Source organism: Ruegeria sp. MALMAid1280 (assembly GCF_049195285.1).
Classification (GTDB): Bacteria; Pseudomonadota; Alphaproteobacteria; order Rhodobacterales; family Rhodobacteraceae; genus Ruegeria.
On sequence record NZ_JBMIRT010000044.1, the window covers coordinates 12801 to 35447 of the forward strand.

The 22647-nt window shown below is 57.7% G+C and carries 28 protein-coding genes and 1 tRNA gene; 12 read left to right on the plus strand and 17 right to left on the minus strand.

Annotation, left to right across the window (positions count from 1 at the left end; genetic code table 11):
- Positions 1–227 precede the first annotated feature (227 nt).
- From ACOQFT_RS08350 to ACOQFT_RS08360, 3 genes are all read right to left on the minus strand, one after another.
- A complete protein-coding gene (locus ACOQFT_RS08350) occupies positions 228–875 on the minus strand; it encodes an MAE_28990/MAE_18760 family HEPN-like nuclease (RefSeq protein ID WP_421597483.1) in 648 nt (215 codons plus the stop codon).
- 10 nt (positions 876–885) lie between these two features.
- Positions 886–1989: a DUF262 domain-containing protein gene (locus tag ACOQFT_RS08355; protein ID WP_421597484.1), complete on the minus strand. Its 1104-nt coding sequence runs from the start codon at positions 1987–1989 to the stop codon at positions 886–888.
- A 435-nt stretch (positions 1990–2424) separates the two neighbouring features.
- Positions 2425–2500: transfer RNA gene (locus tag ACOQFT_RS08360), tRNA-Thr, on the minus strand.
- A gap of 181 nt (positions 2501–2681) precedes the next feature.
- Between ACOQFT_RS08360 and ACOQFT_RS08365 the strand changes: the two genes are divergently transcribed.
- Entirely contained in the window at positions 2682–3557 is an 876-nt protein-coding gene (locus ACOQFT_RS08365; protein WP_421597485.1) for a hypothetical protein, read from the plus strand.
- A 206-nt stretch (positions 3558–3763) separates the two neighbouring features.
- On the opposite strand, the gene ACOQFT_RS08370 is transcribed toward ACOQFT_RS08365, so the two are convergent.
- Complete coding sequence (locus ACOQFT_RS08370) at positions 3764–4033, minus strand: DUF2312 domain-containing protein (protein ID WP_170445087.1); 270 nt, start codon at positions 4031–4033, stop codon at positions 3764–3766.
- Positions 4034–4195: 162 nt separating this feature from the next.
- Here ACOQFT_RS08370 and ACOQFT_RS08375 point away from each other — a divergent pair, with 162 nt between their 5' ends.
- Positions 4196–4414: a hypothetical protein gene (locus tag ACOQFT_RS08375; RefSeq protein WP_170445090.1), complete on the plus strand. Its 219-nt coding sequence runs from the start codon at positions 4196–4198 to the stop codon at positions 4412–4414.
- A 9-nt stretch (positions 4415–4423) separates the two neighbouring features.
- Here the strand turns inward: ACOQFT_RS08375 and ACOQFT_RS08380 are convergent, their stop codons facing one another.
- Positions 4424–4639 carry a hypothetical protein gene (locus tag ACOQFT_RS08380; protein WP_421597486.1) on the minus strand — a complete coding sequence of 72 codons (216 nt, stop codon included), beginning with the start codon at positions 4637–4639 and terminating at the stop codon, positions 4424–4426.
- A gap of 244 nt (positions 4640–4883) precedes the next feature.
- On the opposite strand from ACOQFT_RS08380, the gene ACOQFT_RS08385 reads away from it, so the two are divergent.
- The 4 genes from ACOQFT_RS08385 to ACOQFT_RS08400 are packed head-to-tail and all read left to right on the plus strand — an operon-like array spanning position 4884 to position 7073.
- Positions 4884–5747 (plus strand): MBL fold metallo-hydrolase, encoded by an 864-nt coding sequence (locus ACOQFT_RS08385; protein WP_421597487.1) that lies wholly within the window; start codon positions 4884–4886, stop codon positions 5745–5747.
- A 31-nt stretch (positions 5748–5778) separates the two neighbouring features.
- Complete coding sequence (locus ACOQFT_RS08390) at positions 5779–6201, plus strand: YeeE/YedE family protein (protein WP_421597488.1); 423 nt, start codon at positions 5779–5781, stop codon at positions 6199–6201.
- Positions 6201–6632 (plus strand): DUF6691 family protein, encoded by a 432-nt coding sequence (locus ACOQFT_RS08395; RefSeq protein WP_421597489.1) that lies wholly within the window; start codon positions 6201–6203, stop codon positions 6630–6632. The genes ACOQFT_RS08390 and ACOQFT_RS08395 overlap by 1 nt, the downstream gene beginning before the upstream one ends.
- Before the next feature lie 9 nt (positions 6633–6641).
- Positions 6642–7073, plus strand: coding sequence for a TIGR01244 family sulfur transferase (locus tag ACOQFT_RS08400; protein ID WP_421597490.1), 432 nt, complete (start codon positions 6642–6644; stop codon positions 7071–7073).
- A gap of 1 nt (position 7074) precedes the next feature.
- Here ACOQFT_RS08400 and ACOQFT_RS08405 read toward each other — a convergent pair whose 3' ends face one another.
- The 5 genes from ACOQFT_RS08405 to ACOQFT_RS08425 all read right to left on the minus strand — a co-directional run bounded on the left by ACOQFT_RS08405 (position 7075) and on the right by ACOQFT_RS08425 (position 12990).
- Positions 7075–8181, minus strand: coding sequence for a FliM/FliN family flagellar motor C-terminal domain-containing protein (locus ACOQFT_RS08405; protein WP_421597491.1), 1107 nt, complete (start codon positions 8179–8181; stop codon positions 7075–7077).
- A gap of 77 nt (positions 8182–8258) precedes the next feature.
- Positions 8259–10937: an ATP-binding protein gene (locus ACOQFT_RS08410; protein ID WP_421597492.1), complete on the minus strand. Its 2679-nt coding sequence runs from the start codon at positions 10935–10937 to the stop codon at positions 8259–8261.
- The gene (locus tag ACOQFT_RS08415) at positions 10925–11239 is read right to left on the minus strand and encodes a hypothetical protein (RefSeq protein ID WP_421597493.1); all 315 of its coding nucleotides are present in this window, start codon (positions 11237–11239) and stop codon (positions 10925–10927) included. The genes ACOQFT_RS08410 and ACOQFT_RS08415 overlap by 13 nt, the downstream gene beginning before the upstream one ends.
- A complete protein-coding gene (locus tag ACOQFT_RS08420; protein ID WP_421597494.1) occupies positions 11236–11616 on the minus strand; it encodes a response regulator transcription factor in 381 nt (126 codons plus the stop codon). The genes ACOQFT_RS08415 and ACOQFT_RS08420 overlap by 4 nt, the downstream gene beginning before the upstream one ends.
- Before the next feature lie 78 nt (positions 11617–11694).
- A complete protein-coding gene (locus tag ACOQFT_RS08425) occupies positions 11695–12990 on the minus strand; it encodes a short-chain fatty acyl-CoA regulator family protein (protein ID WP_421597495.1) in 1296 nt (431 codons plus the stop codon).
- Between the two features lie 205 nt (positions 12991–13195).
- Here ACOQFT_RS08425 and ACOQFT_RS08430 point away from each other — a divergent pair, with 205 nt between their 5' ends.
- From ACOQFT_RS08430 to aat, 4 genes are all read left to right on the plus strand, one after another.
- Positions 13196–13732, plus strand: a complete 537-nt coding sequence (locus ACOQFT_RS08430; RefSeq protein ID WP_421597496.1) for a LuxR C-terminal-related transcriptional regulator — start codon at positions 13196–13198, stop codon at positions 13730–13732.
- Positions 13733–13884: 152 nt separating this feature from the next.
- On the plus strand, positions 13885–14385 hold the full coding sequence (gene accB / locus ACOQFT_RS08435; RefSeq protein ID WP_421597497.1) for an acetyl-CoA carboxylase biotin carboxyl carrier protein: 501 nt from the start codon (positions 13885–13887) through the stop codon (positions 14383–14385).
- A 9-nt stretch (positions 14386–14394) separates the two neighbouring features.
- Entirely contained in the window at positions 14395–15744 is a 1350-nt protein-coding gene (gene accC / locus ACOQFT_RS08440; RefSeq protein ID WP_421597498.1) for an acetyl-CoA carboxylase biotin carboxylase subunit, read from the plus strand.
- 48 nt (positions 15745–15792) lie between these two features.
- Entirely contained in the window at positions 15793–16425 is a 633-nt protein-coding gene (gene aat, locus ACOQFT_RS08445; RefSeq protein ID WP_421597499.1) for a leucyl/phenylalanyl-tRNA--protein transferase, read from the plus strand.
- Here aat and ACOQFT_RS08450 read toward each other — a convergent pair.
- The 6 genes from ACOQFT_RS08450 to ACOQFT_RS08475 all read right to left on the minus strand — a co-directional run bounded on the left by ACOQFT_RS08450 (position 16380) and on the right by ACOQFT_RS08475 (position 20142).
- Positions 16380–16748: a DUF2155 domain-containing protein gene (locus ACOQFT_RS08450; protein ID WP_421597500.1), complete on the minus strand. Its 369-nt coding sequence runs from the start codon at positions 16746–16748 to the stop codon at positions 16380–16382. The genes aat and ACOQFT_RS08450 overlap by 46 nt on opposite strands.
- Positions 16745–17197: an outer membrane lipid asymmetry maintenance protein MlaD gene (gene mlaD, locus ACOQFT_RS08455; RefSeq protein ID WP_421597501.1), complete on the minus strand. Its 453-nt coding sequence runs from the start codon at positions 17195–17197 to the stop codon at positions 16745–16747. Before mlaD ends, ACOQFT_RS08450 begins: the two co-directional genes overlap by 4 nt.
- A 12-nt stretch (positions 17198–17209) precedes the next feature.
- Positions 17210–17593 (minus strand): NADH:ubiquinone oxidoreductase subunit NDUFA12, encoded by a 384-nt coding sequence (locus ACOQFT_RS08460; RefSeq protein WP_170445141.1) that lies wholly within the window; start codon positions 17591–17593, stop codon positions 17210–17212.
- A 79-nt stretch (positions 17594–17672) separates the two neighbouring features.
- Positions 17673–18047 carry a Rid family hydrolase gene (locus tag ACOQFT_RS08465; RefSeq protein ID WP_421597502.1) on the minus strand — a complete coding sequence of 125 codons (375 nt, stop codon included), beginning with the start codon at positions 18045–18047 and terminating at the stop codon, positions 17673–17675.
- 63 nt (positions 18048–18110) lie between these two features.
- A complete protein-coding gene (clpX, locus tag ACOQFT_RS08470; RefSeq protein ID WP_058282413.1) occupies positions 18111–19376 on the minus strand; it encodes an ATP-dependent Clp protease ATP-binding subunit ClpX in 1266 nt (421 codons plus the stop codon).
- Between the two features lie 133 nt (positions 19377–19509).
- Complete coding sequence (locus ACOQFT_RS08475) at positions 19510–20142, minus strand: ATP-dependent Clp protease proteolytic subunit (RefSeq protein WP_058282412.1); 633 nt, start codon at positions 20140–20142, stop codon at positions 19510–19512.
- A gap of 307 nt (positions 20143–20449) precedes the next feature.
- Between ACOQFT_RS08475 and ACOQFT_RS08480 the strand changes: the two genes are divergently transcribed.
- Together ACOQFT_RS08480 and ACOQFT_RS08485 are read left to right on the plus strand one after the other, a co-directional pair.
- The gene (locus ACOQFT_RS08480; RefSeq protein WP_421597503.1) at positions 20450–20791 is read left to right on the plus strand and encodes an ArsR/SmtB family transcription factor; all 342 of its coding nucleotides are present in this window, start codon (positions 20450–20452) and stop codon (positions 20789–20791) included.
- A 133-nt stretch (positions 20792–20924) separates the two neighbouring features.
- Positions 20925–21062, plus strand: a complete 138-nt coding sequence (locus tag ACOQFT_RS08485; RefSeq protein ID WP_421597504.1) for an entericidin A/B family lipoprotein — start codon at positions 20925–20927, stop codon at positions 21060–21062.
- A gap of 1111 nt (positions 21063–22173) precedes the next feature.
- Here ACOQFT_RS08485 and ACOQFT_RS08490 read toward each other — a convergent pair.
- Positions 22174–22620, minus strand: coding sequence for a hypothetical protein (locus tag ACOQFT_RS08490; protein ID WP_421597505.1), 447 nt, complete (start codon positions 22618–22620; stop codon positions 22174–22176).
- Positions 22621–22647: the final 27 nt, after the last annotated feature.

Genomic DNA, 22647 nt, shown 5'->3' on the forward strand with positions numbered 1-22647 from the left:
GAAAAATACCGTTTAATAACAACTAGTTAGAGGTTATCATATCGAGAAACCCGCTCTAACCTCTAATGTCATCGTTATCTCCTCTAGTACTATGTCACCGACGATCAACGGCAAGCTGCTTTTGGTCGCCGGCGTTGGTTGTCTATGAAGTTTTCGCGATACTTGGAGCATATACGTTGGATCGCTCAACTCGGAACTGGCGCTGCAACTTGTTAGTTTGAACAACGCTACTCATCTTGGAACTTATACGCTTCAAGTGAAGCGGCGTTTTGTATGTCGGTTTTGTACCACCTCATCAACAGCAAAATCTCACTGACCAAATCTTCAAATTCTTTATTGTTGACGTCAAGAAATTCACCGTGAGCAACCTTGTTTCTCCGGTTCACCAAACTCTCGTCTATTAGATTAAACTTGGTTTCATACTTATCGATCTGTATGCCGACGCTTCGAGCAATGTTGGCAAAAACTGTGGAAGTCAGGTTGGATTCAGTATTGATCGCATCGGCTAGCTGAAGTTTCGCCTTGTTTCCCAATTCTTGCGTGATGAATTCGAATGCCTCAACGTTTAAACGAGATTTCTTCGATTCTACCAGATTGTTGAGTTTCCCTTTCAATCCAAAAACCGCAAAACAACTCGAGAGTTGCCCGTAGGTCAGCCCGCGACTAGCCACGAACTCAAGGTATCTTTCGGACGCGTTTTTTATAAAACCTTCCCAATGAGCATACAGCAACGCTATACCGGCTCTCACGAAGTGCCTGCTTTTGTCACCGGCGGATTTAGAAGAAATACGAAATGCGCCAATTTCCTTGATGCGCCATCCCATCTCTTCGTCTAAAATCTCTTGGAGCTGCTCCAAGGTTCGAACCTTACCCATCGCCGATGTCTCAAGGCGCAAAAAAATTGACTGCCATTGGCAACAATCTTGACAACCTAGTCGTGCCCCGAACGCCTCCGCCCGAGTTTTGAGCAAACACCTCGTTGTCCCAAAGAGCCTTGCACTTTGCGACAATGAACGCATTTCTTTGATCGCCAAGCCCCTCAATCGCGTCGATGTTTTCGGAAACGCCTTTCGTAGTGACTTCGAAGACAGACATTAGGAATTTTCCAGTAAACGAGTTACCATTCCACCTTTTGAAAGCATCACTGCCTAAGGCGTCCGCGAGAAATTGGAACGTTCTGTTAAACGCAGACTCTTCAGATTCATAGTCGAACGCATTTCCTGTTGCCATCTGAAGCAGCGCCCCATCCAGGTACTCGTGGACATCCAAACCAGGTTGGTATGGAATACCGCGAAACGCAAAAAAGCGTAGCGCTAGCTCGACTCCAATTTGGCTTTCCAAAGCTCTTTCCGTCTGGTTCGTGCAAGTCTTAAAGTCTTGATCTTCTGATCTGGAAATAAGCCAGTCGTAGAAATCGCGATTGAGGGAAACAGCCATGCTATTTCTTACCTCTTGCTCGGTCAGACCTGCACCTCCAGTATTGAGCCTTTGGAACAGTTCGAACTTGGCAGTATCGTCGCTATCAGATTTTAGGATCTCAACACGCAAACGCGCGCGCTTGATTTCCAGTTGCAATGCCCGCCCCAGTCCATCTTCGGCTCCTTCATCGGAAGGTTCCCAGCGCCGACCATTGAGGCTCGGTAAAAACCTAGTCCCGTTCAAAACCAACGGGCCCAACTCTTCGGACCGATCACCTCTCAGATCTCCAGTAAGCTGTAGAACGGTCGAAATTCTCTGCAATCCATCAACTAGCTCCCAAACACCATCTTCGGATTGGTAGACAAAAATCGGAGGCACCGGGATTCCAAGTATGAGAGATTCAATAAACCTAGTTTTTCGCTCATCATCCCATCTAAAGAGTCGTTGGAATACCGGATCGATAACGAGCTCTTCATTTTTATAAAGATTTACGACTTCGCCGATGGACATGTCGTAGCCATCTGTCACTACTGTTTTTCTTGCCCGTTTGATTTCTTCGTCCAGCGACATGGCTCACCTCTTTTTTTCTTTGATCAATAACTACGCACAGTTCACCGAAATACGGTGGCCACTCTGGCTCTTGACTTATCTGTTGGCAACCAGATTCTTCCTGCCGGGTCTTCAAAAAAATCAATTAATAACTTCATCTTAGCAACAAAACGCCACGACAAGCCCTGCGGGATAGTCAACTTGCTGAGCCGCGCTAGCCCAACTGATTATATCTCTTTTACTCTAATCAGAATACAACCCAAGCGTGTGAAAATCGAACAAAAGATGGGAGATCGTTGGGCATTGTTATCGACTGCGGACAAATTCACCTACGATTCAGACGCAAAATTACTGACCAATCGATCAAAATCTCGCATAGTTTTCGCACAGTTGTGATTCTTCAAAAAAAATCGCTCTACCTGTGCGGACTTAAGTCTTTGTCTTTAAATATAAAAATGGTGCCCCCACACGGACTCGAACCGCGGACCTACTGATTACAAATCAGTTGCTCTACCAGCTGAGCTATAGGGGCACTGGGTGTCGATTACTTTCTCTTGTTGTGGACTGCAAGCCCATATTTTTATCTTAACTTAGGGATTGGCGGATTCCTGATAGCACAAAGATCGCTCTGTCCACGATGGCGCGGGTTTGACTGTTCCGGTCGCAGACTGTAACCCGACAAGCGGGGCAAAAAGCAAGGAAAAGAACCGAAAATGCAGGTTGCTATCCACGCGGGCGCAGCTTTTACCGACGAAGGTCGGGTGTTGGCCTCGTTGACAAAAAACGCATCCGCCTTGGCGACACACGGTGTCACTTTTTTTGGCCCACGACGATACAACCGCGCGTTCAAGCCGGCATTTGACAAGCTCGAATCCGAACCGGACGCGTTCCCCGTCCAGCCAAGTTTCAATAGTATTCTGCCGGGCGGCGACGACAACCGGCGCGCAGTATACTCAAACGGCAGTTTTGCCGGTGAATTGGAATCGGCGTTGCGGGACGGGCAATTGTACCCTCTTGCAGGCCGCAGATTGGCCTTGCTGGAACATGGCTTTCACGATCACCAGGTTGAGCTGTTCATGGGGCTGAGAAATCCCGGCAGCTTTGTCCCAAAACTGCTGATGTCTCTGCCTCAGGAAGCGCGCACCAACGCAATTCGGGATACCGATCTGAGCTGCCTGAGCTGGATTGGCATGATCGAGGACATCCGGGATCTAGCACCCAATGTTCAGATTACATTGTGGAGCAACGAAGACACCCCCTTTATCTGGGGCGATATCATCCGTGCCCTGGCTGGCCTTGACAAAGACACGCCCTTGGAAGGTGAGCACGATCTGTTGCTTTCATTGCTGGACGAAACAGGCCGGAACGAAGTGCTGACGCTGACCGATCCGGATGCCGGACATAGCAAGGCGGATCTGCACGAAAACATGGCTCGAATATTCGAAGAACATGCTCAGCCGGAAGAAATCGAAGAAGAGCTGGACCTGCCCGGTTGGAGCACTGAGATCGTCGACGCGTTTTCCGAACTGTATGAGCAGGATCTTGAACGGCTTGGCGCAATTCCCGGAGTTCGGGTTCTAAAGCCCTGATCGCGTCCTGGGAAACCGGAATTGCGTGGGCATCCGGATCGGAGCCCGCCCCGTATCACGCGCGACTGGTAAAAATGATGACCCAAGTTGCAGCTACTTCATCGCCTTCGAGACCGGGAAAAGCGGTTCATGGTGCGTGCCCCGGATGGGCGCTTTCCCCGAGGGACACGCATTTGCCGCACAACTGAGGAAACTCGTTAGGCGCCTCAGCTCATGCCCAGCGCTTCCTTGTACATTTCCAGTACGGCTTCTTCCTCGGCGATATCGTCTTTGTCGCGTTTTCGCAGAGCGATCACCTTGCGCATGACCTTGGTGTCGTAGCCGCGGGCTTTGGCCTCGGCCATCACCTCTTTCTGCTGTTCCGCCAGATCCTTCTTTTCCGCGTCCAGTCGTTCGAAGCGTTCGATAAACTGGCGCAGTTCGCCTGCGGTTACGCGATAGTTGGCAGAGGCCTGATCTTCGGTCATGTCATCCATTTACGTCTCTCCCAGAGGGTAATTTCTGTTTCTTTGGCAGCGGGCAATATGCCGGATACATTGCCACCGCCCGCGCCGCAAGCGCCCAATCGCAGGCGGGCTTGTATGCGCAGAGGTTCTCGGCTAAGCGCAGAGGAACGTGACAAGCAAATGTGGGGAACCATGTTCGAATTCATCACCTGGGGCGGTGCCGCCCTTTCGCTTGCCGGGCTTGTGGGCCTGGTCTGGTGTATTGCACACGTGATGAAAGCGCGCAAATCCGGCCTCTCGGACGAAGAGCTGCGCGCCGTTGTTCAGGGTGTTCTGCCGTGGAATCTGGCGTCGTTGTTTCTGTCAGTGATTGGCTTGATGGTGGTAATCCTGGGGATTTCCTTTGGTTAACCTGCCAGCCTAAACCGGCAGATTATCAAACTGCGCTTCCATGGCATCTTCGCACAGGGCCGCATCCAGTTGCCGCAGGCGCGACGGTATGTGCATACCCTCCTGACGCATCCGATCAATCACTTTGGTCACACTTGGCTGAAGGGCCAGCCGCGTATCCAGGCATGCGCCGTTAAGTTTCTTTTCAAGTTGTTCAGCTTCCGAGTATAAATTGATTGATGACATCTTCATCCTCCCAAATGCCTTCATTTACTCCGATATATGTGACCATTTTAAGACCGGTAGAGATTACCCGAAAATCGCGCGAGAATCCGCCTGTTTGTCCTGCCGCTCCGGTTGTCCAAAAGCGGATTGACTAAATTTTACCCATAGTGAGACTTCAGTGCCTTGACCAGCATCAAATTATGCTTGTTGATTATAACATATTCCGTAATTAATATATGAAATGACGGCACTGGCGGAGAGCAACATGACACCCATAGTAAAAGCTTTTTTCGACCCCGAGACCTTTACGGTTTCCTATCTGACGCAAGAGCCCGAAGGCCTTGCCTGTGCGGTCATCGACAGTGTTCTGGATTTCGACCACGCCTCGGGTCGCACCAGCACACGGTCGGCCGATCAGATCATTGACCATGTGCGCAAAAATGATCTGCGGGTCGACTGGATTCTGGAAAGCCACGTCCACGCGGATCACCTGTCAGCGGCGCCCTACCTGCAGCAGGAATTGGGCGGCAAGATCGGTATCGGTGATCAGATTGTAACCATTCAGGAAACCTTCGGAAAAATCTTCAACGAAGGCACCGAGTTTCAGCGCAATGGCAGCCAGTTCGACGCCCTCTTCCGCGAAGGTGACAGTTTTCACGTCGGTCAGATGCGCGGTGACGTTTTGCACACGCCCGGACATACGCCCGCCTGCCTGACCTATGTGATCGGCGATGCGGCATTTGTTGGCGACACGCTCTTCATGCCGGATTTCGGCACGGCACGCTGCGACTTTCCAGGCGGGTCCTCTGCAATGCTGTATGACTCGATCCAGAAAATCCTGTCGCTGCCGGATGCGACACGGGTTTTTGTCGGCCATGATTACAAGGCACCGGGGCGCGATGAATATGCCTGGGAAACGACGGTTGGCGAGCAGAAGGCGCTGAATGTTCATATCGGTCAGGGCCGCTCGATCGAGGAATTTGTCGAGATGCGCGACACCCGGGATGCAACGCTGTCCATGCCGCGTCTGATCCTGCCGTCCCTGCAGATCAACATGCGTGCGGGGCAGATGCCTCCGGCGGATGAACATGGTGACGTGTTTTTGAAGCTTCCCCTGAACAAGCTCTGAACCTCTGGCCGCGAACGGCAAAGGACACAAAATGCATACAGACTGGATTTGGGGCCTTGGCGGAGGCCTTCTGATTGGCCTTGGCGCCGCCATTTACCTGTTGGGCAACGGTCGCATCATGGGGGCCAGCGGTATTCTGGGCGGGTTGGTCGACCAAAGCGACCGTTCGCTGGAACGGCTGAGCTTTCTGGCGGGCGTGATTGGGACGCCCCTGTTGCTGCGGCCCCTGCTCTCTCCAGCACCCGAAACACATTTGACCAGCAATTTCACCGTAGTGATCATCGCCGGTCTGCTTGTGGGCGTCGGAACACGCATCGCCAATGGGTGCACCTCCGGCCACGGTGTCTGCGGGATTTCACGCTTTTCACTGCGCGGCATTGTGGCCACACTGATCTATATCGGGGCCGGCGTTGTGACGATCACATTGTTCCGCCATGTCTGGGAGGTGATCTGATGCGTGGGCTCGTTTCCCTTCTCGCGGGGTCTCTGTTCGGTGCGGGCCTGCTGCTGTCCGGCATGACCAACACCGCCAAGGTACAGGGTTGGCTGGATTTCTTCGGACAATGGGACCCAACGCTTGCCTTTGTGATGGGCGGTGCGATCCTGCCGATGCTGATCGCCTGGCGCTTGACGACCCATCGACGCCCCCTGACCGGCGGACAGTTTCCAAAACCCACCCCACCCGAACTGGACCGCCGCCTGATCCTTGGCTCTGTGCTGTTCGGGATGGGCTGGGCGCTGGCCGGGTTGTGTCCCGGGCCTGCCCTCGCCTCGCTCAGCTATGGCGGGATCGGCGGGGTTGTCTTTGTGCTGGCCATGATCGCGGGCATGTTCGCGGCGCCGACGTTGAGCGCCCAACTGGACAGAGTCGCAAACGCGGCCTAATCAATTGGCATGGAGATTCGCCCGATTACCCCCCGCTACGCCGTCTCGCCGCAAATCACGGTCGAGGACGTTCCAGCAATTGCCGAGGCCGGTTTTGTCAAAGTGATCTGCAACCGGCCCAATGTCGAAGTTCCGGTGAACATGCAGTCGGATGCGATCGGTGAAGCGGTGCGCGCGGCGGGGCTGGAATATGAAGTTCTGGAACTGACGCACCAGACCATGACACCCGAGAATGTGGCCCTGCAACGCCAGTTGGCCGAAAGCTGCGGCGGACCGGTTCTGGCCTATTGCGCCTCGGGCACGCGCTGTTCCGTGATTTGGGCACTGGGTCAGTGCGACCGGATGAGCACGGATGACATTCTGGATGCCACCACCAAAGCGGGGTACGCGCTGGATAACCTGCGCCCGACCCTGGATCAGATCCGCGGCGGTGCAGACTGATTTAACTCAGGGCGCCCGGATCCGTGTCTGATAGTTTCAGACCGGCCAGTTGCGAAATCTCGGCCACCATCTGATCTGAATCAGCGAAATTCAGGTTGGACTCGATGTCACTTGTTGCGCCCGGATCGAATGCGACCGGCATCCGCGCTGGCTCGGTTGACGGGGGCATGTCCGGATCGGGTTGTGGTGTTGGTGTCGAGCGAGCCTCGAGAAATTCCTCAGCTTCGGATTGGCTCAACGCCGTCAGCGGCGCGTATTCGTTCAGACGTACCGCGCGCATTCCGCCACATTGCCCCAATCGGCCAATCGCGGCGCGATTGCGGTCAATCGTCAGGACCTCTGCCCGGTCCAGCCTTGCCCCCGTCAGGGGCAGAACATCCCCCGCTTTGAGTTGAGAAAGTGACGCCAAAGGCAGCGACATGCGGCAGATCACCGTATTCAGCTCGGCCCGCAATACCCCCGATGCCTGTTCCAGATTTGGGCCTGTGTCCTGCAGCGTGACCTCGTCGGCATCTTCTGCGGTCCGGTCCGGCAGAAACACGGAAATCTGCCCTTGCCGCAAACCACCGCCCAGTTCCACGGTCAGATCAAACACCCGATACGCGTCTTCGACCATGGCCAGCGACAATGTACGCAGATCGGCAAGACGGGTGGAAAACTCTAACCCGGACAAGCTGGATTGATCCACCGGGGCCTCTACCAGATCGACCGCACGCGCCAAGGCATCTTCGACCAGTGGCGCCACCATTGCTCCGTCCGTATGTGTGAACGTGCGGGGGGTGGGCTCATCCGCCATCACCTCGCCAATGGTTTGCACCTGGACGATAGCGGAAACCGCCCCCAGATCCATGCAGATCGCTGCCGACATCCCGTCGCCATCCACAAACTGCAACAGCAGCCAGTCTTCCGCGACCTGATCCGTCAACACGTCCGGAGTTCGGTGGGATTGCCTGGCGCCAATGACAACCATGGGCAGCTGCAACCGATCGCCGGCGGCCCGGGCAAAGGCCAACCGCAGCGCTCGCAGAACCGAACGCGGCTTGTCGCCCTGCTCTTCCTGTCCCACTGAAAGCTTGCGCGTCAAAGCTGCGCTGACCATTTGCGTCATGCCTGAAACCGCTGTTGATTGCTGTATCTGTCATCCGGTCTAACCCGGTTCAGGTTACGAATGTCTTTACATCCGGGTCACTGCGCTGCCTGCTGATACGCCATTGGAAGCCTGACACGAAACGCCCCCCCGCCTTGCCCCGGCAGATAGGCAATCTCTCCGCCCAGTCGCTGCATGATCTCGCGGCAGATCGCCAGCCCCAGCCCGGCCCCGCCAGCCTTGTCGACGCCCACGCGGGCAAATTTCTCGAACACCATCGAGCGGGCCTCGGGCGGGATACCGCTGCCATTGTCGACAAAATCAATAACCACCTGACCGCCGACATCATGGGCCGAGATCGTCAGCACCGGCTCTTCGGCATCACAGTATTTCTGCGCGTTGGAAATCAGGTTGATAAAGACCTGCCCTAACCGGTCCAGATCGGTTTGCAGCGGGATACGTTCCGCCGCTTTCGAGCGCCGCACCATCAGCGTCCGGCTGGACCCGGCCAGCGCGCTGGACACGGCCCGGTCCAATACCGAGCGCAGCGTGTCGTCACCGACATTCAGATTGACCCGCCCGCTCTCCAAAACGCTCAGGTCCAGAAGATCGTCCAGCAACCGGGTCAGGCGCAGGGCTTCGTCGTGAATGATCGCGGCATAGCGCGTCTGTTCTTCCCCGCTCAGCCCCTCGGTATCGCGCAGGATCTCGGAAAACGCGCGGATCGAGGTCATGGGTGTGCGCAATTCGTGACTGACCTGGCTGAGGAAGCTGTCCTTCTGTTCCGAGATTTGCGTCAGCTTGGTATTCGCCTCGCGCAATTGCCGTGCGGTCCGGGTCAGTTCGGCGGATTTCACCTCTAGCTGGCTAGAGTACTCCAGCAACTGTGCCGATTCGTCGGCCACGGCCAGCAGGTCCTCGACCGACACAGACGAGCCGCCGACAATCTGACCAATCATCGCGTGGGCTGTGGCAGCGCCCACTGAACCGCTCAGCTCGCGTTCCAGCCGCTCCAGAAAGGCGGGGGTGGGTTCCGGAAGGCCGGAGCGCCCGCCCTGCAAGTCCACCTCGGCCTGAAAGAACTCCTGTGCCGGGCCTGCACCCAGTATTCGCTGGGTCATGATCATCAGGTCTTCGCTCTGAGCAACCGAGCCGGACCAACCGCGGGGCGCGACAGAGTGATCGAAGACGTTGACGAATTGCGCGCCCTGCAGGCGCTCCAGCGGGCTGGGAAAGCTCAGCAGCGACGCAACGCAGAATGCGATAGTGTTCAGGGACAGGGACCACATCACCGTGTGCACCATCGGGTCCATGCCCTCGATCCCGAACAGGGCCTGCGGACGCAGCCAACCCAAGCCGAACGGGCCGTTTTGCAGCACCGTCTCGGGCATCAACACGCCGTCCATCCCCGGCAGCAGCAAGGTGTAGACCCACAGCAGAAACCCCACCGTCAACCCCACCAAGGCGCCGATCCGCGTTGCCCCACGCCAGAACAGGCCACCGACCAGAGCGGGCAGAATCTGGGAAACCCCGGCAAAGGCAATCAACCCGATCGAGGCCAGAGCGGCACCGCCGCCGGAAAGGCGATAGTAATAGTAGCCCAGCGCCATGATCACCGCGATCGACACCCGCCGTGCCAACAGCACGACGTTCCTGACATCACCGGATACGGAACCGGACCCTTCCTGCGTGCTCAGCCAGATCGGCATGACCACGTGGTTCGACACCATCGTCGACAGCGCCATCGCCGTTACGATGACCATGGACGTGGCCGAAGAAAACCCACCGATAAAGGACAGCATCGCCAGCCAGTCATTGCCCTGCGACAGCGGTACGGTCAAAACGAACAGGTCGGGGTTCGAGCCTTCGGGCAACAGGTCCAGACCGACAACGGCAATGGGTACAACGAAAAGACTCATCAGCAGCAGGTACAGTGGGAAAGCCCATGCTGCGGTTCTCAGATGACCCTCATCTGCGTTTTCAACGACCATGACCTGAAACATGCGCGGCAGGCATATGAAGGCTGCCGCAGACAAAAAGATGAAAGTGGTCCAGCGCCCGGCATCCACGTTCCATTGGCCGATCTCGGACGCGTCGATCCGGTCCATCATGGGACCGACACCCCCTGCGATGCCCCAAACCACAAACGCGCCCACAGCCAGCAAGGCGAACAGCTTCACCACCGATTCCAGCGCAATGGCCGTCACAACACCGTGGTGGCGTTCATTGACGTCCAGATTGCGGGTGCCGAAGAGGATGGCAAAAACCGCCAGACCTGCGGCCACCCAAAACACGCTGGAACCTTCGCGATAAAGGCCCGTGGGGTCAGCCTCGGCGAAGATCGAAAACGAAAGGGTGATGGACTGCAGTTGCAGCGCGATATAGGGGGTACCACCCAGCACCGCCAGAATGGTCACACAGATCGCCAGCGTGTTGGACTTGCCGTAGCGCGAGGAGATCAGATCGGCAATCGAGGTCACCCGCTGGCTGCGCCCGACCCGCACCAGTTTGCGCAGACCCCACCACCAGCTGATCATTACCAGCGTCGGGCCCAGATAGATCGTTACGAACTCCAGCCCCGACCGCGCGGCATTGCCGACGGCACCGTAAAATGTCCAGGCCGTGCAGTAGATCGACAGCGACAGCGTATAGATCAGCGGCGACCGCAACCACGCCCCCCGCCCGGCGGCGGCCAGTCTATCGGCGGCAAAGGCGACACCGAACAGCAGCACCACATAGCCCAGACATACCAGGATCAGAACGTTCAGCGTTGCCATCGGTCCGTCTCGGGTTCGGATTCGTCATGGGTTCCCATGCGCCTGGCGGCAAATCCAAACACCAGGCTGGCCACGATCATGGCGCCCCAGCAGGTGAAGATATAATAGATCGAAGAAGACAAGGGCACGCCCTCTTGCGTGCCTTGACCATCGGGCCACAACAACGGGATCGCCAACAAGGCCGCGCCCAAAAAGGGCAACAGCCGTGCCGCATCAGATAACCTGCGGCGGCGATAGCTCTGCCGTTCAAGAAACAGCGAAGGCCGGACGCCCGAAGGCTGACGGTCTTCGTCCGAACTCATGACTGTGTTGCCTGCGCGTGCAGGTCCCGCACCGCAGTCAGCATCTCGGTATTGGAAAACGGCTTGGTCATGAAACGACTGACTCCGGCGTTTTCGGCCATCTCCCGATCCCGAGACTGCCCTCGCGCGGTCAGCATCAGAACCGGCAAGCTTTGCATACCGTCCACTTCGCGCAGGTCTCGTAAAATCTCCATCCCGCTTTTGCCCGGAAGCATCACATCAAGAATTACAAGATCCGGACTTGCGCCCTGAATAACCTGTAATGCGTCGCTGCCTTCGGCGTGCGTCTCGACCAGCCAACCCTCACGTGTCAGCAGGAACCGAATGGCCTCGGCGATGTTCGGCTCATCCTCAATTAACAGAACCTTGCGGCTCATGATTATCTGTCCTCCCCGTGACGGGACTTAAAATTTTCGACCCATCTCAGCCAGCTTACGCGTTCTGTCAGGAAACTGTCAAAAACGTTCGCTCAGGATTGACGGTTCGCGGCGGGACACACAATCGCTGCTGGGGCAGACCCGACAGCTGGGACCGACCCGAGCAACTGCTTGTTCACCCTGCGCATCGTCCTCGACCGACCGCACCAGCATCACCGAGCGATAGACCGGCCCGTCATCAAAACCGGATATGTGCTGCGGCCACGCATAGGCATAACAATCGAATACCGCCGCCGTCCGCCCAAGCTGTACGATACGTTTGCGGATCGGCACCAACGGCCGGTTCAGCGCCTGAAACAGCGGCCACAGAGGGCAGGCCTCACCAAAGCGCGGCATGGCGAAACCGGGCACGGATTTGCTGAAAAGGATACTGCCCGAGGCATCGCACACCACCAGCCCCGTCGGTCGCCCCAGATACCCGCCCGGCAAAGCTGCCAGCCTCCTCAGCACCGTCGCGACATTCACCGAAAACCGCGCCGCCAGCTGCAACGGGTCCAGCGGGGCTTGATCCAGGGCGGCCTGCAACTGGTCCAGTGGCATGGCACGGGCATCCGCGGCATAGACTTTAAGGAAATCCAGAGCCACGGTTTTTGCAGCCGTCGACTCCAGAGCACTCAGGTCAATGTCCGCGTCGCGCCCACCCTGTTCGACTTCTGGGAAGTGGTGACCACGGGCCTCAAGAAACGCTTCGACATCTTCCATCGGTACGCCGCGATGATCGCCGTCAGAATCGCTTTCATCCAAATAAGCGACCAGCGATTTGGAGCTTTCGGCCAAACGCTCGGCATCCTGGTGCAGGTTGCTGTGAAAGCGGTCCTGCCACTCGGGGTCAATGTCCTGCGTATCCGCCAGAATCGCGGCGGTTGACCGAATCGCAGCAGCGGTTGACAGAACCTCATGCACTGAGGCCGCCAGATGCGGGTCGTGGGTCAGACGGTCCGACAGGGTTTCAACGGTCCGCTCAAGCGACACGACCCGGCGGTGCATCTGCGCCAGCACACCAGCCCATCCGGGAAACCGCCCGGCGAACTCTTCGAGCCCGTCCAGTTCTGCCTGCTGGCCAACGGCATCGGCGGCGGCCTCGCGCAGCGCCGCGATCAGCGTGGCCTCGATCCCCTGTGTCAGCACCGACGGCTCCACCGCCAGCGCCCCGGCGATATCAACCAACAGCTTGCCACCAATCCGGCGGCGGTTGTGTTCGATAAGGTTCAGATAAGATGCTGAAATCCCGACCTGACGCGCAAGCTCCGCCTGTCGCAGACCCGCGATCTGACGCCTTTCCCGGATACGGCTACCCGTCAGCGTATCGCGCATGTTCCCACCCTTCTCAAAGCGAAACCAGCCAAAATTCACTCCGGTTAGTTTTCAGAACTCTTGATGTATTTCTAGTGGTTAAGGCAGAGTTTTCAAAGACTATTTACAAGCTTGACAAAACACGCCCACCCAGCGCGGGCAATGTCGGCGCAGAATCTGCGCAGGCCCCCTTCTAATTCCCCTGAAATCCCTGCACGATAGCCGCATGAGCGACCCCGCCTTTGAATACGCACCAATCGGGCTTGTCGAATTGGAGAACCGGATCATCCGGCGCTGCAATCTGCAGTTCGCCCGCACCTTTGGCGGTGAGGCCGTGGATTATCGCAATATGCCCTTGTTGCATCTGTATCCGTCTGTGGCCGATTGGGAACGCATCGGCGCGCGCAGCCTGCAGGTGATGCGCGACACCGGGTATTACTCTGATGAACGCGTCATGCGGCGGCGCAACAGCGATTTGTTCTGGTGCCGAGCGCGCGGACGCTCACTGACCCCGGATGACCCCTTCCGCCACGGAATCTGGAGCTTTTCCGACATTTCGGAAGAACGCCCCCTGGTCGAACTGACTGCGCGTGAACGTGAGGTGGCGATCCTGTCTTGCCGTGGCCTGTCCGCCAAGGAAATAGGCGCGGAACTGAACCTCAGCTATCGCACGATCGAGGCCTACCGCGCCCGCCTTTTGGAAAAATTCGGAGCCCGCAAACTGCCCGAATTGGTGGCGAAGCTTTCGGGAATGCCGCTTTAGGCCCTGCCGCCCTCCGATATCTTCTTTAAAACCCATACATCACAGGCTCAGACTGCGCTTTTCATGGCCGGGCGCATGGCTTATAACGCTGCGTAATCAGACCAAAGCCCGCATGGAACAGACGGGCCAAAGGGGAACCGTCGAGGACACTCATGACAGACACCAAACACGAAGCGGATGTGGCATTCATCAAGGCACTGGCCGAATTGCTGCGCGAAAACGACCTGACCGAGCTGCAGGTCAAACGCGAATACGGCGAGGAAGACAGCCTGAACGTGCGCGTAAGCCGCATGACCCAGGTCGCTGCCGCTCCGGTTCAGGTCGCGGTTCCCGCCGCAGCGCCTGCAGCAGCCCCGGCGGCCGCTCCGGTCCCTGCCGCAGCAGAGGCACCCGCCGCACAGGAAGATCCGGCCAGCCATCCCGGCGCCGTGACTTCGCCCATGGTCGGCACCGTTTACATGCAGCCCGAGCCGGGCGCGCCCTCGTTCATCTCGGTCGGTGCTTCGGTGTCCGAAGGCGACACGCTGCTGATCGTCGAAGCGATGAAAACCATGAACCACATCCACGCGCCCAAGGCAGGCACCATCAAGCGTATCCTTGTGGGCGACGGCGACGCTGTGGAATTCGGCACCCCTCTGGTCATCGTTGAGTAAGGCGGGCCCATGTTCGACAAAATCCTGATTGCCAACCGAGGCGAGATCGCCCTGCGTGTGATCCGCGCCGCGCGTGAGATGGGGATTAAGACAGTCGCCGTCCACTCCACCGCCGACAGCGATGCGATGCATGTGCGCATGGCGGACGAATCGGTGTGTATTGGCCCTCCGCCCAGCCCGCAAAGCTATCTGTCGGTGCCCGCGATCATCTCGGCCTGTGAAATCACCGGCGCGCAGGCGATCCACCCCGGCTATGGCTTTTTGTCCGAGAATGCCGAGTTCGTGCAGATCGTCGAGGACCACGGCATCACCTTTATCGGCCCCACCGCGGAACACATCCGCATCATGGGCGACAAAATCACCGCCAAGGAAACGATGAAGGCGCTGGGTGTGCCTTGCGTTCCGGGCTCGGACGGCGGCGTGCCCGATCTGGCCACCGCCAGGAAAATCGGTGAAGAATTCGGCTATCCCGTCATCATCAAGGCCACCGCCGGTGGCGGCGGTCGCGGCATGAAAGTCGCGCAGAACGCAAATGAGATGGAAAGCGCCTTCATGACCGCCCGGGCCGAGGGCAAAGCCGCCTTTGGCAATGACGAGGTCTATATCGAGAAATACCTGACCACGCCGCGCCACATCGAGATTCAGGTCTTTGGCGACGGCAAGGGCAAGGCGGTCCATCTGGGCGAACGCGACTGCTCGCTGCAGCGCCGCCACCAGAAAGTGTTCGAAGAGGCCCCCGGCCCCGCGATCACCCCGGAAGAGCGCGCCAAGATCGGTAAGACCTGCGCCGACGCCGTGGCCAAGATCAATTATATCGGCGCGGGCACTATCGAGTTCCTCTATGAAAACGGCGAGTTCTATTTCATCGAGATGAACACCCGCCTGCAGGTGGAGCATCCCGTGACCGAAGGCATCTTTGGTGTCGATCTGGTGCGCGAGCAAATCCTTGTCGCCGCGGGTGAGGACATGTCGTTCGGTCAGGACAATCTGGAAATTAACGGCCACGCCATCGAGGTTCGGATCAACGCCGAAAAGCTGCCCAACTTCTCGCCCTGCCCGGGCAAGATCTCGGCCTATCATGCGCCGGGCGGTCTGGGTGTGCGGATGGATTCGGCGCTGTATGACGGGTACGCGATCCCGCCCTATTACGACTCGCTGATCGCCAAGCTGATCGTGCAGGGCCGCGACCGGGCCGAGGCGCTGGCGCGTCTGGAACGGGCCTTGGGTGAGCTGATCGTGGACGGCATCGATACCACCGTACCACTGTTCCACGCGTTGCTGCAGGAGCCTGACATTCACAGCGGCAACTACAACATCCACTGGCTGGAGCGTTGGCTTGCGGAGCATATGGCCGATTAAAACAACAGGGTCGAAGGGCACCAGCCCTTCGGCCTTCGGGCATTTCCAATGAGCCTTTCCCCGGAACTCCTACTCCACAGCTACTCCATCGGCATTTTTCCGATGGCCGAAAACCGTGACGCACCCGAGCTGTTCTGGGTTGACCCCAAATTCCGCGGTGTCTTTCCCCTCGACGGCTTTCACGTCTCACGTAGCCTTGCAAGACGTATCCGCAAATGCGGCTATACGGTGACAATCAATCAGAATTTCGTCGGGGTCGTCGATGGCTGCGCAGATCGCGCGGATACATGGATCAATGCCGAATTGCGGGATCTCTACCAACAGATCCACCGCCTGGGCCACGCGCATTCATTGGAGATATGGGAGGCGGACCATCTGGTCGGGGGCGTCTACGGTGTCGCATTGGGGGCGGCGTTTTTCGGAGAAAGCATGTTCTCACGCCGGACGGACGCGTCGAAAATCGCTCTGGCCTATCTGGTGGATCGCCTGCGGCAAACCGGGTTTCAGCTGTTCGACACCCAGTTTCTGACCGCGCATCTGGCCTCACTGGGCGCAATCGAAATTCCCCGATCGCAATACCGGCAGGAGCTGGAAGAGGCGATCAACGCCAGCGCGGATTTCACCGCGCCGCTGGTTCAGTTGCCCGAAGCGGTCATACAGCGGATCACCCAGACGTCATAACGCGCATGATCCAGCGCGTTCAGCGCCGGTGAGGTGGCAATCATCCAGCCGTCAAACAATTCATCCGACTTGCCTTTTTCCCAGATCGTCAGATAGGCAAAGGCATCGCCGGTCGGGTTCTCGGCCGGATAGCGGCAATCCCCAAGTGCAACGTCCAGACCAAAAACCGCTGTGGTCTCACCGTTTTGCATTTCCACGTCGACGGTCTGACCATTCACCTTGTCTAGTCCCCGCAGGATCGCCCCCGGGCCCGACTGCGCCTTTTGCTGTGCCATTGCACCCGAGGCGGTCAATAGCGCTGCGATCAGGGCAAAACGCCTCATTCGCCGCCGTCCCCGGCCACGAATTTGACCAGCAGCGATATCAGGCTGACCGCGCCCTGCGTGTCCTCAACCTGATCACCGGGTTCAAAATAGAAGGGCGAGCCGCCTGGCATCACCTCGACGAAATTGCCGCCCAGCAACCCTTCGGACGAAATGATGATGGCACTGTCATCCGGCACCAGAATGCCATCCGCGATCGAAAACGTAGTGTCCGCGCGATAGGTATCCGGGTTCAGGGTCACGCCCGTCACGGTGCCGATCTTGACCCCGGCCAGACGCACATCCGTGCCTACGCCCACGCCTTCGAGCGAGCGGAAAGATGCCTCAAGCTGATATCCAGTACCGCCCTGCGACAGGCCGGTGGACTGGCTGGCATAAACGCCAAAAGCAACGGCGCAGGCCAGAACGGCCCCACCGACAAGAACTTCGGTAACGTTGTAGGTCGACATCGCTCGCCTCGTTTATTCCGGGCTCCAGGCCTCGTAATCCGTGCGCTCGACCGGGTCGACACGGCGCAGAGACCCCGCAGGGGTATAGGCCAGAGCCGTCCCCGTCAGGTTTTCCTGGTGCGGTTTTTCCCAGGACTTGTGCTGCAACGGCTTATCGGTCGGCGGCTCATCCCAGGTGCGGTGCAGCCAGCCGTGCCAGTCGGGGTCGATCCGGCTGGCCTCGGCCTCACCGTTGAAAATCACCCAGCGTTTGCTGTCGTCGGCATTGCGGTAGAAGACATTGCCTTCGTTGTCTTCGCCGACTTTCTCACCTTTCCGCGCAGTATAGATCTGCGTGTTCAAGGTGGCTCCGTTCCACCAGGTTACGGCCCGCAAAAGACTGTTCAGGATACCCATCGGCTGCCTCCGACATTTCTGTTCCCGCAGATATGGACCAAAGGCTCGCCAAGGTCCAGTGCCACTAGGGCCGCACCTGCTATTCCGGCAAAACTGCGGTCACTTCGATTTCGATGCGGTCCTCAGGGGTTATGAGATTGCATTCGGTCACTGTCGCCGCCGGCGGATTGGCACCGAATGCTTCGACCAACAGAGGCCAACACAGTTCAAAATCGCTCATGTCGGGTAGGTAATAGTTCACACGGACCACATGCGCGAAATCCGTCCCAGCTTCCGCCAGCGCTTTTGCAATGGCATCAAGAGCGGATTTGCACTGACCAACAGTATCTTTGGGAATGTTGTCACCTTGTGCGCAGGTTCCGGCAACAAAGACAAATCCATTTGCAACCACGGCGCGGCAATATCCGACTTTGGCCTCGTATTCTCCGCCCGAGGAAATACGTCTGATCGTCATGATGACCCCCACAAGAAAACGGCGCGGTCAGTGCCGCGCCGTGATTGGTAAATCGGTTTGAACTTAACCGGCCGAGGCCGATTCCGCCGCATCCGCGTAGATGATCAACGGCTGTTTGTCGGACGATACCGCCTCTTCGTTGACCACAACCTCGGTCACGTTCTTCATGCCGGGCAGTTCGAACATCGTGTCCAGCAGAATATCTTCCAGGATCGAACGCAGACCACGTGCGCCGGTTTTCCGTTCGATGGCCTTCTTGGCAATCGACTTGAGCGCGTCGTCGGTAAAAGCCAGTTCGGCGTCTTCCAGTTCGAACAGGCGCTGGTATTGCTTGACCAGAGCGTTCTTGGGCTTGGTCAGGATGGTAACCAGAGCATCCTCGTCCAGGTCCTCCAGCGTCGCCAGAACCGGCAGACGGCCAACAAATTCCGGGATCAGACCGAATTTCAGCAGGTCTTCGGGCTCCAGATCCTTGAAAATCTCGCCCACGCCGCGTTCGTCATTGTCACGCACATCGGCGCCAAAGCCCATTGCCGAGCCCTTGCCGCGTTGCGCGATGATCTTGTCCAAACCGGCAAACGCGCCGCCACAGATGAACAGGATGTTCGTGGTGTCGACTTGCAGGAATTCCTGCTGCGGGTGCTTGCGCCCACCCTGCGGAGGAACGCTGGCAACAGTACCTTCCATCAGCTTCAACAGCGCCTGTTGCACGCCCTCACCCGACACGTCCCGCGTGATCGAGGGGTTTTCGGACTTGCGCGTAATCTTGTCGACCTCATCGATATAAACGATGCCGCGCTGTGCGCGTTCGACGTTATATTCGCTGGCCTGCAGCAGCTTGAGGATGATGTTTTCGACATCCTCACCCACATAACCGGCTTCGGTCAGGGTGGTGGCGTCCGCCATAGTAAACGGCACATCCAGAATCCGCGCCAGCGTCTGCGCCAGCAAGGTCTTACCGCAGCCGGTCGGGCCGATCAGCAGGATGTTGGATTTCGCCAGCTCAATATCGCTGCCCGCTTTCTGGGCATGGTTCAAGCGTTTATAGTGATTGTGCACCGCGACCGACAGAACCCGCTTGGCCGTGGCCTGACCGATCACGTAATCGTCCAGAACCTCGCAAATGTCCTTGGGTGTTGGCACCCCGTCCGAGGACTTCAGACCGCTGGCCTTGGTTTCTTCGCGGATGATGTCCATGCACAGTTCGACGCATTCATCGCAGATAAACACGGTCGGGCCGGCAATCAGCTTGCGTACCTCATGCTGGCTCTTGCCGCAAAAGCTACAGTAGAGCGTGTTCTTGCCGTCACCGCCTGAATTCGTCGCCATGTTCTACCTTTCGGGCTTCGTCCCTGCGGCCCGTCCTGAACCGCGCTTGCCGCCTGTTGGTGCAGCTTAAGACAGCACCGAGACAGCTACAATCTCAAAATGCGCCCCGCGCGACGCGCGCGGGGGCTCAACGTCAGGCCTCGTCGCCGTCCATTTTGGCGCGGTTTTCGACGATTTCGTCGATGTGGCCCCAATCCTTCGCCTCTTCCGGGCTCATGAAATTGTCACGATCCAGCGCTTTTTCAACCGCCTTTTTTGTCTGGCCGGTATGGCGTACATAGATGTCATACAGGCGATCTTTCAGTTTCTGCGTCTCGGCCGCGTGAATCATGATGTCGCTGGCCTGACCCTGATAGCCACCGCTGGGCTGGTGCACCATGATGCGGCTGTTGGGCAGCGAGAACCGCATTCCCTTCTCACCACCGGCCAGCAGAACCGACCCCATCGAGGCCGCTTGACCGATCACCAATGTCGAACATTTCGGCTTAATATACTGCATTGTATCGTAAATCGACAAACCGCTGGTCACAACACCGCCAGGCGAATTGATGTAGATCGAGATCTCTTTGCTGGGGTTTTCCGCCTCAAGATGCAGCAGCTGGGCGACGACCAGATGGCTCATCCCATCGTGGATCGGGCCGTTGATGAAAATGATCCGCTCTTTCAGAAGGCGCGAGAAAATATCGTAGGCCCGTTCGCCGCGGCTGGTCTGTTCGACCACCATCGGGACGAGCGTATTCATATAGGTATCAACTGGATCGAACATTCTGAACCTGCCTGCTTTGCTATGGATCGGGACACTACCCGAAGAAACGTTACCCGAGTCTTAGTGTCGCCACCGGGGGGCTGCAAGGGGGGCCGGAGACTTCATGCCTCGCGGCCGTGATTTGAATGTTGTACCTGCTCTTTTGAAATCTGCGCGAACAGCGCTCAACACATATTTCCGCCCTCACATCACATCATTTTGATTCATGCATATGGAAATACATGCGCAAAATATGTACGCAAGAACCTCGCGTCAGCGAACCCGCACTCAGCGCCCACCAAGTTTGCGAGTAAACAAGGAAAACACGATGGCCCTTCCACAACTTTCTCAAGATATGCCGCCCGAGTCGTTCGACAAGATGGTTGAAAACGCAACGCGTGCGTCGAATTTTCTGAAAGCCATCAGCCACGAAGGCCGCCTGATGATCCTGTGTCATCTGGTGTCGGGCGAAAAATCCGTAACCGAGCTGGAAGAGCTGCTGTCCGCCCGTCAGGCGGCAGTGTCCCAGCAGTTGTCGCGATTGCGCCTCGAAGGTTTGGTGACGCCCCGCCGCGAGGGCAAGGCGATCTTTTACCGCCTGGCCGATGACCGCCCGCGCCGCATGATCGAACTGGTTTACGACATGTTCTGCGGCGAAGAAAAAGGCTGATTGTACAGCTCTGCCGCATGCCGGTCGGCGTGATCGCCCCACCGACCGTCAAAGTCTGAACCGGCTTCAAAGCGCTGGTTCCATTCAAGGAAAGCTGTTACGCAACACAGGACTGACACGAATGGAGACACTGATGATCCGTGCAATTCTGATTGGGCTTGCCCTATTCACCCTCACCGCCTGCGAAACCGCCAAGGGCGCGGGCAAAGACATCGAGAAAGCGGGTGACGCGATTCAGGGCGCGGCCACGGACGTTCAGGAGAATCTCTGACCTCCAAATCCTGGCAGACCGCACAACGCACACCCTGCGTATAGTTGCTGATTCAGCCGACCTGCCGTTGGGTTCAGGGTACCGGTGTATAGATGCGGTATTGCAATTCTGACAGGACAGCAGGGTTCTTGTGAACGCACAAGAACCCCGCAGTTTTTTCGCAAGGGTAAAGTGGCAGCCTGTTTCACGCCGAAATATGGCGAAAGGAAAAGGCGTCAGGTGCGCAGACACGGTCTATGCATGTATCCTCTCGGACACTCCTGACGCCTTGCCGGGTCGACACGTCCGGGGGACATCCCGAGCCAGTTACCCTGACCCTGCAAGGGCCACGGCAGCTGTGCCGCGCCAATAGGCACCTCACAGCACGCCTCGGCCTTCTGAGAGGTTGGTCACCTGATCCGGATGCAATATCCCTATCACACGACCACCCACCGGTAAGTCTCTGCGCAACAAGTCAGATCCTAGAACCTGCCCTCGCCGCGCCGACCCCCTGGCCTTTGCGTCCCACCCAGGTTCCCAAGAACCGATGTGGTAGGACGATGGTTGCACCGGCGCCGCGATCCGACAAGAAAATAGCACTGCAGCATGAAAATTAGACGGGGATAACGTGTTGATATCCTCCGGGAGAATTTTGGGGATAAGTCCGGAAGTCGCGCGGCTCTGCCGGTTTGAGGCAGGAAAACTCTGAACCACGTCAAAACGCCTGTTCAGGCCGCTTTTCTGCAATTGCGAAGGGGTTGAGCAGGCTTTTATGCGCGAAATCAGAACGCCCTGCCCCTCAGAATTTTTGATTTTGCGATTCGTCTCCCGCTTCCTGACAGTCGAGAGTCATGGAAACGGAACCATGATCGGACGCACCCCCACCCTACCTGCGACGCCGTGCTGAAGGTTCACGAGCTCCGGACCGCCCGTGCCGGGCTACGCCGCATTCCGGCATGTGCCGATCCCAACCCTGTCGCAGGTGGCGCAATGGCCGCCCGACCCGTCTCCACCATTCGGAGACATTGGTTCCGCTTCCTGAGAAGCGCTCTGGCCAGACCGGGATTACCTATTACGCGCTGCACCGAACAGCAGCCAGTACCCCCTACAGACCGATCGGGCCAGAGACGCTTCAGTTCACCTGACGTTCCAGAACGGTGCTGTAGGTCGTTCCGTTACGCAGGCTACGGAAATCCGCAAAGATCTTTCCGTCTTCGTACCGGGCATCGATCAACGCATTCGCGCCGATGACCAGCGGTGAGGTTTCGACGATCCCGATACTGCCGGTCCCGTCGAGGCTGATGGTGCCGGTGGCCTCATTCTCATTCCATTCGGTGTCGCCATCGCGCCGCCACTTGCTGGGACCCCAGAAGACGTTTTCTTCCTGCATCTGGATGTCCAGCATCCACTCGGCCTGATTGAACCGGGGTTCATCGCCGCGATAGGTATGGGATGGCGAGACGGTCGTATACGACCCCAGCCATGTGCCGCGCAGGTCCGGCGCGTCGGCCAGAGCGGCCGTTCCAAGGGTGAGGGTCGCGGCCAGAGCGGCTGCTCCGGCAGTCATGTATCTGGTCATTGGCTCTCTCCTCCAAACATTGGCCGT

Excerpts from the sequence above, each read along its gene's own strand:
- ACOQFT_RS08350 (WP_421597483.1), bottom strand. The coding sequence starts at position 875 with ATGGGTAAGGTTCGAACCTTGGAGCAGCTCCAAGAGATTTTAGACGAA.
- ACOQFT_RS08355 (WP_421597484.1), bottom strand. The coding sequence starts at position 1,989 with ATGTCGCTGGACGAAGAAATCAAACGGGCAAGAAAAACAGTAGTGACA.
- ACOQFT_RS08365 (WP_421597485.1), top strand. The coding sequence starts at position 2,682 with ATGCAGGTTGCTATCCACGCGGGCGCAGCTTTTACCGACGAAGGTCGG.
- ACOQFT_RS08370 (WP_170445087.1), bottom strand. The coding sequence starts at position 4,033 with ATGGATGACATGACCGAAGATCAGGCCTCTGCCAACTATCGCGTAACC.
- ACOQFT_RS08375 (WP_170445090.1), top strand. The coding sequence starts at position 4,196 with ATGTTCGAATTCATCACCTGGGGCGGTGCCGCCCTTTCGCTTGCCGGG.
- ACOQFT_RS08380 (WP_421597486.1), bottom strand. The coding sequence starts at position 4,639 with ATGTCATCAATCAATTTATACTCGGAAGCTGAACAACTTGAAAAGAAA.
- ACOQFT_RS08385 (WP_421597487.1), top strand. The coding sequence starts at position 4,884 with ATGACACCCATAGTAAAAGCTTTTTTCGACCCCGAGACCTTTACGGTT.
- ACOQFT_RS08390 (WP_421597488.1), top strand. The coding sequence starts at position 5,779 with ATGCATACAGACTGGATTTGGGGCCTTGGCGGAGGCCTTCTGATTGGC.
- ACOQFT_RS08395 (WP_421597489.1), top strand. The coding sequence starts at position 6,201 with ATGCGTGGGCTCGTTTCCCTTCTCGCGGGGTCTCTGTTCGGTGCGGGC.
- ACOQFT_RS08400 (WP_421597490.1), top strand. The coding sequence starts at position 6,642 with ATGGAGATTCGCCCGATTACCCCCCGCTACGCCGTCTCGCCGCAAATC.
- ACOQFT_RS08405 (WP_421597491.1), bottom strand. The coding sequence starts at position 8,181 with ATGACGCAAATGGTCAGCGCAGCTTTGACGCGCAAGCTTTCAGTGGGA.
- ACOQFT_RS08410 (WP_421597492.1), bottom strand. The coding sequence starts at position 10,937 with ATGGCAACGCTGAACGTTCTGATCCTGGTATGTCTGGGCTATGTGGTG.
- ACOQFT_RS08415 (WP_421597493.1), bottom strand. The coding sequence starts at position 11,239 with ATGAGTTCGGACGAAGACCGTCAGCCTTCGGGCGTCCGGCCTTCGCTG.
- ACOQFT_RS08420 (WP_421597494.1), bottom strand. The coding sequence starts at position 11,616 with ATGAGCCGCAAGGTTCTGTTAATTGAGGATGAGCCGAACATCGCCGAG.
- ACOQFT_RS08425 (WP_421597495.1), bottom strand. The coding sequence starts at position 12,990 with ATGCGCGATACGCTGACGGGTAGCCGTATCCGGGAAAGGCGTCAGATC.
- ACOQFT_RS08430 (WP_421597496.1), top strand. The coding sequence starts at position 13,196 with ATGAGCGACCCCGCCTTTGAATACGCACCAATCGGGCTTGTCGAATTG.
- accB (WP_421597497.1), top strand. The coding sequence starts at position 13,885 with ATGACAGACACCAAACACGAAGCGGATGTGGCATTCATCAAGGCACTG.
- accC (WP_421597498.1), top strand. The coding sequence starts at position 14,395 with ATGTTCGACAAAATCCTGATTGCCAACCGAGGCGAGATCGCCCTGCGT.
- aat (WP_421597499.1), top strand. The coding sequence starts at position 15,793 with ATGAGCCTTTCCCCGGAACTCCTACTCCACAGCTACTCCATCGGCATT.
- ACOQFT_RS08450 (WP_421597500.1), bottom strand. The coding sequence starts at position 16,748 with ATGAGGCGTTTTGCCCTGATCGCAGCGCTATTGACCGCCTCGGGTGCA.
- mlaD (WP_421597501.1), bottom strand. The coding sequence starts at position 17,197 with ATGTCGACCTACAACGTTACCGAAGTTCTTGTCGGTGGGGCCGTTCTG.
- ACOQFT_RS08460 (WP_170445141.1), bottom strand. The coding sequence starts at position 17,593 with ATGGGTATCCTGAACAGTCTTTTGCGGGCCGTAACCTGGTGGAACGGA.
- ACOQFT_RS08465 (WP_421597502.1), bottom strand. The coding sequence starts at position 18,047 with ATGACGATCAGACGTATTTCCTCGGGCGGAGAATACGAGGCCAAAGTC.
- clpX (WP_058282413.1), bottom strand. The coding sequence starts at position 19,376 with ATGGCGACGAATTCAGGCGGTGACGGCAAGAACACGCTCTACTGTAGC.
- ACOQFT_RS08475 (WP_058282412.1), bottom strand. The coding sequence starts at position 20,142 with ATGTTCGATCCAGTTGATACCTATATGAATACGCTCGTCCCGATGGTG.
- ACOQFT_RS08480 (WP_421597503.1), top strand. The coding sequence starts at position 20,450 with ATGGCCCTTCCACAACTTTCTCAAGATATGCCGCCCGAGTCGTTCGAC.
- ACOQFT_RS08485 (WP_421597504.1), top strand. The coding sequence starts at position 20,925 with ATGATCCGTGCAATTCTGATTGGGCTTGCCCTATTCACCCTCACCGCC.
- ACOQFT_RS08490 (WP_421597505.1), bottom strand. The coding sequence starts at position 22,620 with ATGACCAGATACATGACTGCCGGAGCAGCCGCTCTGGCCGCGACCCTC.